Below are 13633 nucleotides of genomic sequence, written 5' to 3' on the forward strand. Positions count from 1 at the left end.
ATGATAGATTTGCCATCGTTCAATGGCTGTCATCATTATAAAGGAGGGGGCATAGTTAACTATAGTTTATCGAAGTCCGTTCGCCCCGCAACGCGTCCGTTTTGCTTCGCAAAACTGTCTGTTGGAGTCCGCAGAATGCAACTTCCGTCAGCTTCTTTTAAAACATTCAAAATATCATGTCCTGTCGTACCTTTTCGAAAAGAAATGTTTATATCTTCTGCCTTTCTCCCCATATATTCACACCCTTTCTATTTAATATTTTCAAAATTATGGCTACTCATGAACTAAAATTAACATTCCATTTTCCTGTAGTTTTTTATATTCGTTTAATCCCCCCCTTTTCTTTAGTGGGTTTTTTTGAGAAGTTCTAAATCTTAAAGCATTGTTGATTTTTCAAGAAATATTCCCTATTCATAAATGAAATCTGCATGCCAAACACAGGAACTCATTTTGGCATGCCAAACGCAGCTATATTTAAATGTTTTTCTATTGTTTTAAAAGACTTTGGTAAACCGTTTACCAAAGTCTTTTATACCATCAAAGAAAATATTTAAATTCGCTGCACTCCCCCCATCAACGCATTATTACCATTCTTCCTATGTGTTACATATCGTCTGTCTTTTCCAGGATTTTGTTTCTATATTCCTTTTCCATTTCTTCAATTTCATTAAAATCATATCTGGCAGGAGGATAATTTTGAAATTTCGTACGGCATGTTGTTTGCTCCGTTTGAACTGTTTTTCCATTATGACTTGTACGATTTTGTATTTCCAACGCCAGAGGCGCATTGAAAAGTGCTGTGATCAGATACTGCCTTACATTCGTTATGTCTCCAGCTTTTTCCAATCCTTTCAGGATATATTGAATATGCTCTTTTTTCAGGGCAAGCAAACGATTTCTTACGAACATTGCATGCATGGCCTTCTTTCCTACCCAAACCACTTCTTCTGATGTCATCAGCACTTCAGCCATCAAATCAATCATGCCTTCTATCAGGTCTTTATCTTTCGGCTGTTCATTCATCAGCTGATCCGCATTCAGGTTTTGTTTGATCTGCTCTTTGATTTCCTCCATCTCCTCACCCGTGCCCTCAAGAAGAGGATGATAAGATATCGGTTGATTTATAGTATGACTATATTTAGTTTGATTATAGAGTTCCGTTTCCGGCACCTCCATAAGGGTATGTTTTTTCCCCTCAGTGGTTCCGTTCTCTGCACTCTCAGAGAGGCACATTTGAACACTTCTGGAGGTTCCGTTTTCTGCCTCTCCGAAATGCTCAGAAGAACCAGATCGGTCACTTCTATTACATTCTCCCCTCATTTCTTCCTCAAGAAAGTGTTTCACATACAGGATATTAGGACGATTAAAACCGAGCCTCTTCTTCTCGACCAGACCAATTTCCTCCAGTTCTTTCAAATATCTGATTGCCTGTTTTTTAGATATTTTCAAATCTTTTTCAATCTGAGATATTTGGTAGATGATGTAAATCCTATTTTCCTCATCTACCCAATTATACTTTTGTGCCAGTCCCATACGATCAAACAAAACACCATATAAAAATTTTGCCTGCAAGGATAATTCTTGGAATGGACCATCTTTCAAAAATTCATATGGAATTGCAAAATAAGTAGAAAATTTGGGACGCTGCTCATAACAATATCTATATTCCATGCCTTACCCCTCTTTTTTATCGTTGCTCCAATTTTTCAGCAACATTAGAATTACTTCTTCCATCTGTTTTCCCGTATAACCAACAGGGAAAAAGGGTTCCAGTTGTTCTGCCCTTAATGTTATTTTTCTACCTCTCAGTAATCCATTTCTTTTGGTATTTAAGAACTGAATCAACTCTTCCTGCGTAATACTTCTATTCTCCAGAACCTTTCTTAGAGAACATATCTGCAAGAGATTAATCGTTCCACATTCTCTGATATATTCCTCTATCCATCCCTGCATTTCTTTATCCAAATAAGAAATTTCCACACCAACTGTAAATAAAAGCTTTTTTGTATCTACTAAGCTCAAAAGATCAGGAATAAGTTCTGTCAATCGAATGTATCTCCGAATTTGAGTTTTGCTTTCTCCTACTTCTTCAGCAATTGTATATGCCGACTCTGACTTCCGCCCATTTTGGTCGGAAGTTAAATCAGCACGGAAACCCTGCCGTTTAATTGCCTCCAGTTTCATCTTATAAGCAAAAGCTTTTTCACTGGGAAGTAATTCCTCTCTCTGAATATTAGCATCTACCATAGCGACAATAGCTTCATCATCATCCATCTCCCTGATGATTGCTGGTATTGTTTGCAGCCCACAGGATTTTGCAGCAAACATCCTTCTATGCCCGGAAACCATTTCATATCCATCATCCAATGGTCTGACTAAAACAGGCGTAATAATTCCATTTTCTTTTATACTTTCAATCAGATCTTCCATCTTTCGATCCATCTGGACCTTAAATGGATGATTTTTAAATGATTTGATCTGACTGATTTCCAGATTAATACTATTTTGTTCATCACTGATGCCAAGCAATTCGCTATATGATGTCAATTTGATTTTTTCACCAATTCTTTGCTTCATTACCGTAACACCTCCTGAATCACCATGTCATACGCCGCGGCAATTTTACCTTTCGGATCATGCCCAAAGATACTGATCCCTGCTGCACTGGTTTCAGCCGCTTTAACGGACAACGGTACGACCGTTTCAAAAATGCGGATGCTGGAACCGTATGTATCGTACAGCTTTGATGTAATGTCTTTTGCATAGTTTGTTCGCATATCGACCATTGTCAGCAAAATCCCCTCGATTTGAAGGTTACGATTCAACTGCCGTCTCACCTTAAAGATCGTACGAACCAGCTGTTCCAGAACCTTAACTGGCAAGTATGCCGCCTGAACCGGAATCACTATGGAATCTGCAGCTACCAATGCATTGATCGTCAGCATCCCCAAGGATGGCATACAGTCGATCAAAATAAAATCGTAGTTTTCCTTTATTTCATCAATGTATCTTCTGAGCAAAGTCTCCCTGCTCATGGCATTGACCAGAGACACTTCCAACCCTGAAAGCTCAATGTTTGCTGGCAATAAATCCACATCTTCTTGATGATGAAGGATTCCGGTTTCCTGCTCCAACTCATCATCATTGATCATTGCCGCCATAATCGTTGCAATGGTTATACTGATGTCATCCGGTTCGACATATCCCAAGCTTGCAGTCATACTTCCCTGGGGATCAGCGTCAATCAAAAGCACTTTCTTACCTGCCCGAGCAAGGCCTACACCAATATTCACCGTTGTTGTAGTTTTCCCCACGCCACCTTTTTGGTTTGCAATCGCAATTACTTTGCACATATCTTCACCACCTTGTTCAATCGTTAAATTCACGAAATGTTTCCAGATAAGCATCGATCTGATCCAAATCTACCAGAACGATTTTTCGAATTCGATATGTTGCATTCGCTTCTCTGGCAATATTGCGGAATGAAGACAACCCCATTGAGTACAGTTCCGCCCCCTGGGCCAGTCTCACAAACCGACGTCTTTTGCCTGCCATCATTTTTTCAACTTCCTTTGATGTTTTCTTTTTTTCTGCCATGTTTTTTCCTCCTTTTTGAATATTTGAAATAGGTTTGTTTTTGCGAGGAAATAAAAAAGACACCTCGCTATAGCTTGCGCTATTACACGAAGTGTCTAAATGGTTTCATTGCTCCTCAGAACAATTTTTCATATTCTTTTTTGGGAAAAATCCATACAGCATCATGTAAGTCCAATGGACATCAAGAAGATTGTGGTACCTTTATGGTAACTACCACAAAGTTTGTTAGCTGATTGGATTTCCATGTTATCCGATTGGATTTGATTAATCCTGAATTGGTTTCATCGCAGGGAACAGCAATACATCTCTAATAGAAACAGATTCTGTCAGCAGCATTACGAATCTATCGATACCTACGCCCAGACCACCTGTAGGAGGCATACCATATTCCAGAGCTGTCAGGAAGTCTTCATCGATCATGTTTGCTTCATCATCGCCGTTTTCTCTCAGGAATTCCTGATATTCGAAACGGGATCTCTGGTCGATGGGGTCATTCAGTTCGGAATAAGCATTGCCGTATTCTCTACCAACGATGAACAGTTCGAATCTTTCTGTGAATTCGGGTTTATCGGGTTTTCTCTTTGTCAGAGGAGAGATTTCTACGGGGTAGTCAATGATGAATGTGGGCTGGATCAGGTTCTTTTCTACGAATTCTTCGAAGAACAGGTTCAGGATATCGCCTTTTACATGACGGTCTTCAAATTCCAGACCACGTTCTTTTGCCAGTGCTTTTGCTTCTTCTGTATCTTTCACCTGATCGAAGTCGATACCTGTATGCTGTTTTACAGCGTCAACCATTGTGATTCTTGCAAAGGGTTTGCCCAGATCCAGTTCATGACCGCCATAATTCACTGTTGTTGTGCCCAGTACGTTCTGTGCTACTGTACGGAACATATCTTCTGTGATATCCATCATACCGTTGTAGTCTGTATATGCCTGATACAGTTCCATCAGTGTGAATTCAGGATTATGACGAACGGAAACACCTTCATTTCTGAATACACGACCGATTTCGTATACTCTTTCAAAACCGCCTACGATCAGTCTCTTCAGGGGCAGTTCCAGAGCGATACGGCAGTACATATCGATATCCATTGTGTTATGGTGTGTGATAAAAGGTCTTGCGGATGCACCACCGGGAATTGTCTGCAGTACGGGTGTTTCAACTTCCAGGAAGCCTTTGGAATCCAGGAATTTTCTGATTTCTGTAATGATTTTGGAACGTTTGATAAATGTATCCTTAACTTCAGGGTTTACAATCAGATCAACATATCTCTGTCTGTAACGCATTTCCTGGTCTTTCAGACCGTGGAATTTTTCGGGCAGTACCTGCAGGCTCTTGGACAGCAGAACTACTTCTTTTGCGTGTACGGAAATTTCACCTGTTTTTGTTTTGAAAACGAAACCTTTGATACCGATGATATCGCCGATATCGAATTTTTTGAATGCTGCGTAATCTTCTTCGCCGATGTCATTTTTGCTTACATAAGACTGCATATGACCATCTCTATCCTGGATATTGCAGAAGGATGCTTTACCCATGATACGTTTGCTCATCATACGGCCAGCAATGCAAACATCTTTGCCTTCCAGCTCTTCATAGTTGGCTCTGATTTCTTCGCTGTGGTGTGTTACGTCGTATTTTACGATCTGGAAGGGGTCTTTGCCTTCTTCCTGCATCTGCGCCAGTTTTTCTCTTCTGATTCTGTTCTGTTCGCTCAGTTCCTGCTGTGTCAGCTCCTGAACTTCTTTGATTTCTTCTGCCACGTTACTTCCTCCTATCCGTGTGCGTCATTTGTTTCAGGTATATCTTATTTTGTAAATTTCAGCACTTTGAATTCTACTTCGCCATCGGGTGTTTCGATCATGATCTTATCGCCTTTCTTATGGCCCAAGAGCGCCATGCCAACGGGAGATTCATTGGAGATTCTGCCGTTCATGGGGTCTGCTTCCGCAGAGCCAACGATGGTATATTCCATTTCTTCATCGAATTCCACATCCAGCAGAGTTACTGTTGTGCCCAGGCTGATGCTATCTTTTGCGCCGCCTTCTTCATCGATGACTTCTGCATTTCTCAGCATTTTTTCCAGCTGAACGATACGCGCTTCGATCTCTGCCTGTTCTTCTTTTGCTGCGTCATATTCGGCGTTTTCGGAAAGGTCACCCTGACCTCTTGCTTCTTTGATTTTTTCTGCTACGTCTTTTCTGCGAACTGTTTTCAGGTTTTCCAGTTCTGCTTCCATGTTTTTCAGACCTTCATAAGTCAAAACAACTTTCTTTTCTGCCATGGGTGTGTCACTCCTCATATTCTAATCTCGTATTATGTTCCCTTGCTTTCGGGCAAGGAAAAAAGGAAGGTTTTAAATTACCCTCCTGAACCATTGATATATTATAAAGTACGTCCACGGGATTGTCAACGTTTTTTCCTTTAAAATCAAGGCTTTCTCCTGATTTTTACCCGTTTTCCGAAGGCAGAGAAGCCCGAAACGGCATAGCCCATCTCCCTGAGTTCAAAAAGGAGGACATCCCGTTCCACTTCCTCCAGGGGAAAGTCCCAGCTCTGGCGAAAATCACTGCAATACAAAAATGCCTCCGCTTCCGCAAATCTTCCCTCCAGCTGTTTTTCGCCCAAATCACGGGCTGCATGGAAAAAGAACCCTTCTGCTGCAGAAACATCAGGCCGCAGCTGCATCAGCCGCCGCAGCATGGGTCTGTTCCCCGCCAGGTCTAACCAAAAACATCCCTTTTTCAGAATATGCTCCAAAGAACGCTGTTCCATACCGCAGGAAAGGATGGCATCCGCTTCGGAAAAAACGGGATTTTTCGGAGAAGAGAAGACCTCTGCCACCAGCCCTCGTTCCAGATACAATTCCCGCACGATGTCTTCCGCTGTTTCCGGTTCCTGGGTAAAAATAGCCAGACGGTTCACCTCATTCCCCATGGAGGAAAGGGCCGCCTTCCAGATGCCCTTGCCGCCCCCCGCCAGCAAATAGGTACATTCCGCAGGATTTTTCCCCTGCCGCTTCAACGCCTCCGCCGCTCCTTCAAAGGCAAAAAGGGTCGCCAGCCTGCGGCCTTCCGCAAAAGGCAGCCGTTCCCTGGGAAATTCCCCCTCCGCCGGGGGAATGACGATGCCGACGCCCTCTTTCTCCAGGGCCTCCAAAAGGGCCGATGCTCCCCGCCGCCAATTTGCCGTCATGGCGGTTTCCCTTTGGGTCTGCAAAATGCCCGTCAGCTGTTCCCCGTTCCGCTCCAGCCGAAAGGGTCTGTGCTTCTCGGGATAGGAAATGCGCCAGCCGGAAGGCAGTAGCTTTGTCCAGCCGGGCATTTCCGGCAGCTCTCCCCGTTCCAAAAATCTGATCTTTGCTGATTCCATATATTCTCTCCCCCGTTTTTGTTGTATTTTTTTGTATACAATATTCTATATCCAATCCAATTGGATAAATTTACTATTTATGGCAAAATAAATTGCATATAAAATATTTTGATTGTACAAATATTCGAACTTGTCTGACTTTGTAAAATAAATTCAGATTCTTCAAATTTTTTCACATTTTGCGTTGTATATTCAAAAATACATGATATTTTTTCCCGATTTTATGCAATAACACTATGTATCTTATTTTGTACACAAAATACGGTATTTTATTTCATACATGATTGACAATAAAAATAAATCTATCTATCATGAAATTAGAGATATTTCAGTAATAAACCTTTTTCATTTGACTTACAAGATAAAAATATCCTTATTTTCATTATATGAAAGGAGCCTTGATTATGAATACAAAAATCATGAAAACCATGGACGGTAATGAAGCCGCTGCTTATATCTCTTACGCTTTCACAGAAGTAGCTACCATTTACCCCATCACACCCTCTTCCCCCATGGCGGAACACGTAGACAGCTGGTCCGCAAATGGCAAGAAGAACCTGTTCGGCCAGACAGTACGTCTGCTGGAACTGGAATCTGAAGCAGGTGCAGCTGGTGCGATGCACGGCTCTCTGGAAACAGGCGCTCTGACAACTACATACACAGCTTCTCAGGGTCTGCTGCTGATGATCCCCCCTATGTACAGAATCGCTGGTCAGCTGAAACCCGGTGTATTCCACGTATCTTCCCGTACAGTAGGTACACACGCTTTCTCCATCTTCGGTGACCACTCCGACGTTATGGCTTGCCGTCAGATCGGCTGCGCTATGCTGTCCTCCGCTTCCGTTCAGGAAGTAATGGATCTGGCTGGTGTTGCTCACCTGTCCGCAATCAAAGGCTCCGTACCTTTCATCCACTTCTTCGATGGTTTCCGTACTTCCCACGAACTGCAGAAAATCGAAGTAATGGACTATGAAGATCTGGAAAAACTGATCGACCAGGATGCTCTGAAAAAATTCAGAAAGAACGCACTGAACCCCGAACACCCCGTGCAGCGTTCCACCGTACAGAATCCTGACGTATTCTTCCAGAACAGAGAAGCATGCACACCTTTCTACACAAACCTGCCTGAAATCGTGGAAGAATACATGCAGGAAATCAACAAGATCACAGGCAGAAACTATCAGCTGTTCAACTACTTCGGTGCTCCCGATGCGGAACATGTCATCATCGCTATGGGTTCCGTAACAGGCGTTGCTCAGGAAGTAGTAGAATCCCTGACAGCTAAGGGCGAAAAAGTAGGTTTCCTGCAGGTTCACCTGTACAGACCTTTCTCCCTGAAACACTTCATGGCTGCTCTGCCCGAATCTGCTAAGGTGATCACCGTTCTGGACAGAACAAAAGAACCCGGCGCACTGGGTGAACCCCTGTACACAGACGTTTGTTCCGCACTGATCGAAGAAGGCAGAATGGTAAAAGTACTGGCTGGTCGTTACGGTCTGTCTTCCAAAGACGTGACACCCGGTCAGATCATCGCTGTATTCGACAACATGAAGGGTGCTCAGAAACACCACTTCACAGTTGGTATCATCGATGACATCTCCAACACACACATCGATGTAACAGAAGAACCCGATCTGGCTGACGAAAGCACAGTATCCTGCAAATTCTGGGGTCTGGGCTCCGATGGTACGGTTGGTGCAAACAAAAACTCCATCAAGATCATCGGCGACCACACAGATAAATACGCACAGGCTTATTTCGAATACGACACAAAGAAATCCGGCGGCATCACAAGATCTCACCTTCGTTTCGGCGACAAGCCCATCCGTTCCAGCTATCTGGTAACAAAAGCAGACTTTGTTGCCTGCCACAACCAGAGCTACATGGAAAAATATGATATCGTTTCCGAAATCAAACCCGGCGGTACATTCCTGCTGAACTGCGGCTGGAAAGGTGAAGAACTGGAACACCATCTGTCCGCTGATGTGAAAAAATATATCGCAAACAACAACATCCATTTCTATACCATCGATGCCATCAAAATCGGGAAAGAAATCGGTCTGGGCAACAAAACAAATGCCATCCTCCAATCCGCATTCTTCAAACTGGCAAACATCATCCCCGTTGACGATGCGGTAAACTACATGAAAGCAGCCATCGTGAAATCCTACGGCAAGAAGGGCGAAAAAGTTGTCAACATGAACTACGCTGCCGTAGATGCTGGTCTCTCCGGTCTGGTAAAAGTTGACGTTCCCGCAAGCTGGAAAGATGCAAAAGACGTGGACAAAGAAGCGATCAAAAAGGTTCTGCCCGAATACGTTGAAAAACTGATGGTACCCATGAACGCCCTGAAAGGCGATCTGCTGCCCGTATCCGTATTCGCCGGCAGAGAAGACGGCACTGTTCCTCTGGGCACATCCGCATATGAAAAACGCGGCGTTGCCATCGATGTTCCCGCATGGGATGCAACAAAATGTATCCAGTGTAACCAGTGTTCCTACGTTTGTCCTCACGCTGCCATCCGTCCTTTCCTGCTGACAGAAGAAGAAGCTGCAAATGCTCCTGAATCTTATACCGTACTGAACGCCAACGGCGCAGGCGATATCAAACAGTATAAATTCCGCATCCAGGTAGACCCTCTGGATTGTCAGGGCTGCGGTGTCTGCGTAACAGCATGTCCCGCAAAAGAAAAAGCTCTGGTTATGAAACCTCTGGAAAGCCAGATGGACGAACAGGCAAACTGGGACTTCTCCCTGACACTGAGCGACAAAGAAAACCCCATGAACAAATTCTCCGTAAAAGGCTCTCAGTTCGAACAGCCTCTGCTGGAATTCTCCGGCGCATGTGCTGGTTGTGGTGAAACAGCTTACGCAAAACTGATGACGCAGCTCTACGGCGACAGAATGTATCTGGCTAACGCAACAGGCTGTACACAGGCCTGGGGCGCAGCTGCACCTTGTGTACCTTACACAACAAACAAAGAAGGCTGGGGCCCCGCATGGAGCAACTCTCTCTTCGAAAACAACGCGCAGTTCTCCGTTGGTATGGTTCTGGCTGTGGAACAGCAGAGAGACCGCATCACAATGAAAGTAAAAGATCTGCTGGCTCTGGCAGAAGGCACAGACTTCGCGGCAGCAGCAAATACATGGCTGGAAAACTGGGATAACGGCGACAGAAGCAAAGCAGACAGCCGCGCACTGCTGGCAGCTCTGGAAGGCCTGAATGTAGAAGGCGAAGCTGCGGAACTGAAGAAATTCATCCAGGAAAACAGCGAACACCTGACAAAGAAATCCATGTGGATGTATGGCGGCGACGGCTGGGCATACGACATCGGCTACGGCGGTCTGGACCACGTTCTGGCTTCCGGCCGTGACGTAAACGTTCTGGTGGTGGATACAGAAGTTTACTCCAACACAGGCGGTCAGTCCTCCAAGGCGACACCCATCGGTGCGGTTGCACAGTTTGCAGCAGGCGGCAAGCCTACCGTGAAAAAAGACCTGGGCGGTCTGGCAATGAGCTATGGCTATGTTTACGTAGCACAGGTTGCCCTGGGCGCAGACCCCAACCAGCTCATCAAGGCCCTGAAAGAAGCTGAAGCTTACAAAGGCCCTTCCCTCATCATTGCTTACGCCCCTTGCATCAACCACGGCATCTCCAAGGGCATGGCCAATGCCCAGCTGGAAGCAAAACTGGCGGTACAATCCGGCTACTGGCATCTGTATCGCTACAACCCCATGCTGAAGAAAGAAGGCAAAAACCCCTTCATCCTGGATTCCAAAGAACCTACCATGGACTTCAACGAATTCCTGATGGGCGAAGTACGTTACGCTTCCCTGGTTCGTACCTTCCCCGAAACAGCAGAAGTGCTGCTGAAAGAAGCAGCAGAACAGGCAAAAGAAAAATATGCTGCTTATAAAAAGATGGCAGAAGTGTAATTTGACGTAGAAAAATTGCAGCAGACACCTTCACAGAAGGTGCCACACCCTCCCATACGGTCATTCAAAAGAGGGGCCAGCGCCCCGCACCCCTATAGAAAAAGGAGTGTTCCTCATGGAACACTCCTTTTTTTATTTTAAATATCTTTGCTGCAATTGCAGATAATCCTTTGGCTCTATGCCAAATGCCTTCCGATAGCCCTCCAGGGCATCGAAATCCATCAGGAGATGATAGAACCCGCCAATGAAATGCTGGATATCATCGATGCGGACACGGAAATTATCATACCGCACGGCGAAGGATTTCAAAAATGGCCCGGGGATTTTGAAATACATGGCATATTCCGGATATAAGTAGCTGTCCAGCATCCTTTGTGCCCGATAATAAATAGTGGTGATAAACCGCTCCTCGTCAAAAGCCTTTAACGCAGGCAATGCAGGGCAGGTGGTTTTGATACGGTGGTATGTTTCGAAGGAAGAAATCAGAAGCTCCATCCACGTAGGCGTGGTGATTTCCCCTTTGTACAGCTTGATACGATTATTTTCAAAGTTTTTCAGGGCAAAGGCAAAATATTTTTCCCCGGGGATATATTTCGTCAGTTCATTCAGGGAATAGCCCACCCAGTGGTCACAATATTTCGTATAATCCTGTTCGATGAAATAATCTACGAAGCTTTGGGCCGCTTTCAGCCATTTTTCCTCTTTCGTCACACCGTAAAGCTTCGTCAAAGCCAGGGCCGCTTCCCCGTCGTAATAAACGATACGATATTTTTCCTTTTTCACCCCATCGGGATAGGAAAGGATATGCCAGTAGCCGTCTCCCTTTTCATCAGCAAAGCTCAAAATACTTTCCCCGAAACGGCAGGCTGTTTCCAGATATCTTTTATCTCCCGTCACTTCCATATAGTGCGCCAGGGTGATGACCACAACAGCATTGGCCCCCAGCTTGATTTCCTGCGTTTTCTGCTCAATGACATAGGGCAGACCGTTGATCTCTTCCACGGCATTTTTCAGGGCATACTGCAAAGCCGTGTCGATCTTCTCTTTCAGCTTTTTCTCATGGCTTCTGCTGTATTCCATCAAAAGGGCCCACAAAACGGCAATATGGCGCACCATATTATAGCCGGACAGAGGCTTTGCCGTATGGGCACGGAAACCATACTGAAACTCCCCGTTTTTCTGCAGCATATCAGAAAGCTGCGCCGCAGAGGAAGTCACGGCATCATCCACGATTTCTCTGGTAAAGGCGTCTATCTTTCTTCTGCCGTATTCCAACCCTCTGTTGTAAAGGGGATAAATGGTGTCATCTGCATCGCAGAAAAAGCCGCTGCACTGGAAAGCCACTATCTCCGCAGGCAATTTTTCCAGCAAAGGTTCTTTTTTCTTCTCCAGATATTTATTGATATTTTCAAGAGAAACACGACCTTCTTCCCCGTAGATGAACATCTGGCGGGTGTTCAGCTCCGCTTCCAAAAAGGCATGCTGAAATTCCCCATCCAGAGCCAACCCCCAGCGGAAAAACTTCTTTCTCACCTTTCGCAGCTGTTCCTCCACCAGTCCCAGGGGCACTTTTCGCACGGCATCCACGAAATCCACCTTCACATAAGAAACCTCGAAGGAATTTTTCTGCAGATACGCTTCTGTTTTGCTGACAACTGCTGCCCATGTCTCTTCCATCGTTTCCCCCTTGGCATGGAACACCTGGGCTCTGCTGTCGGGGTTTCCCAAAGAAAGGAACACCACACGGGGGCAACCCGCCCCTTCCACCTGCTGAAACACGGCTTCGGTTTTACAATAAGTATCCAACAGCGCGATCTTTCTTTGAAATTTTTTCAGCTGCAGAGAAAAGCTGCTGTTTTTCAATATTTTTTCTACGTTTTTCTTTTTATGATCCTTTAAATTCGGGGCCTTCTTCATCTCATCCTCACCTCGTTACTATCCACTTTATGGCATGGAAGAGAAAAAGTAAAGATGCTTTCCGCCTTTTTGTCGAAGGATATCTTAAAAGTTTCTTTCAATTTCCGAAAGTCTCTTTTTTTATTGTTAACTTTATGATAGAATTTCATCCATGAAGAAATGAATGTTGAAGGAGGAGTTTTCCTATGAAGAAAAAATTAGTTACCCTGCTGGCCTGTGCCATGATCGGTGTCAGTGCACTTTCCGGCTGCGGCGGCGGCAGCGCGGCAAGCAATGAAGTGCCCGAAGATTCCGTAGCAGCGACCATCACCGTTGAGGATGAAAGCCTGCCCCCTCTGGATGCAGAGCTGCAGCAGCTGTACGCAGATGCATATAAGATCTATAATCAGATCAGCTTCGGTAAATTCGATTATGATGAAGAAACGACCTTTGAAAAAGACGGCTTCACCTATTATAAGATCACAGATAACCGCTTCAAAACATATGATGATTTCAGAGAATATCTGCTGCAGTATTTCACAGTGCAGTTCGTAGATAACAGCATCCTGAGCGCAGACAACATCATGTTCGCCAAGGGCGAAGACGGCGGTCTGTATTTCCTGGGCGGCGGCAGAAGCACAAACCCCTACTACGCAGGCCATACCTTTGCCATGGATAAAGAAGGCGAAGATGAAATGGGCTTCAAGGCAACTGCTTACTACACAAACAGCGGCACAGCTTATGAAGACGATTATTTCTACACAACCCCTGAAGACCCCGAAAACTACACAACACAGGAATTCCTGTTCGTTCTGTGGAACGAAGACGG

At 44.8% G+C, this 13633-nt stretch carries 9 protein-coding genes and 1 pseudogene; 2 read left to right on the forward strand and 8 right to left on the reverse strand.

What is annotated here, in order from left to right; all coding sequences use genetic code 11:
- Window positions 1-603 precede the first annotated feature (603 nt).
- The 7 genes and pseudogenes from IJ369_RS09875 to IJ369_RS09905 form a co-directional block, all read right to left on the reverse strand.
- A complete protein-coding gene (locus IJ369_RS09875; protein WP_290718599.1) occupies window positions 604-1671 on the reverse strand; it encodes a replication initiator protein A in 1068 nt (355 codons plus the stop codon).
- A gap of 3 nt (window positions 1672-1674) precedes the next feature.
- Complete coding sequence (locus tag IJ369_RS09880) at window positions 1675-2577, reverse strand: ParB/RepB/Spo0J family partition protein (protein ID WP_290718600.1); 903 nt, start codon at window positions 2575-2577, stop codon at window positions 1675-1677.
- A complete protein-coding gene (locus IJ369_RS09885; RefSeq protein ID WP_290718602.1) occupies window positions 2577-3353 on the reverse strand; it encodes a ParA family protein in 777 nt (258 codons plus the stop codon). Before IJ369_RS09885 ends, IJ369_RS09880 begins: the two co-directional genes overlap by 1 nt.
- 16 nt (window positions 3354-3369) lie before the next feature.
- Window positions 3370-3597: a DUF6462 family protein gene (locus IJ369_RS09890; RefSeq protein WP_290718604.1), complete on the reverse strand. Its 228-nt coding sequence runs from the start codon at window positions 3595-3597 to the stop codon at window positions 3370-3372.
- Window positions 3598-3876: 279 nt separating this feature from the next.
- Window positions 3877-5352: pseudogene (gene lysS / locus IJ369_RS09895) on the reverse strand (lysine--tRNA ligase); the annotation flags it as partial.
- A gap of 56 nt (window positions 5353-5408) precedes the next feature.
- Entirely contained in the window at window positions 5409-5885 is a 477-nt protein-coding gene (gene greA, locus IJ369_RS09900) for a transcription elongation factor GreA (protein ID WP_290718607.1), read from the reverse strand.
- A 146-nt stretch (window positions 5886-6031) separates the two neighbouring features.
- Window positions 6032-6973 (reverse strand): hypothetical protein, encoded by a 942-nt coding sequence (locus IJ369_RS09905; protein WP_290718609.1) that lies wholly within the window; start codon window positions 6971-6973, stop codon window positions 6032-6034.
- Between the two features lie 404 nt (window positions 6974-7377).
- Here IJ369_RS09905 and nifJ point away from each other — a divergent pair, with 404 nt between their 5' ends.
- On the forward strand, window positions 7378-10908 hold the full coding sequence (gene nifJ / locus IJ369_RS09910) for a pyruvate:ferredoxin (flavodoxin) oxidoreductase (RefSeq protein ID WP_290718610.1): 3531 nt from the start codon (window positions 7378-7380) through the stop codon (window positions 10906-10908).
- 132 nt (window positions 10909-11040) lie between these two features.
- Here nifJ and IJ369_RS09915 read toward each other — a convergent pair whose 3' ends face one another.
- The gene (locus IJ369_RS09915) at window positions 11041-12825 is read right to left on the reverse strand and encodes a hypothetical protein (RefSeq protein ID WP_290718612.1); all 1785 of its coding nucleotides are present in this window, start codon (window positions 12823-12825) and stop codon (window positions 11041-11043) included.
- A 185-nt stretch (window positions 12826-13010) separates the two neighbouring features.
- On the opposite strand from IJ369_RS09915, the gene IJ369_RS09920 reads away from it, so the two are divergent.
- The coding region (locus IJ369_RS09920) for a DL-endopeptidase inhibitor IseA family protein (RefSeq protein WP_290718614.1) at window positions 13011-13633 on the forward strand (623 nt) is incomplete at its 3' end.

This window comes from Anaerotignum sp. (assembly GCF_017483025.1).
Lineage (GTDB): Bacteria > Bacillota > Clostridia > Lachnospirales > Anaerotignaceae > Anaerotignum_A.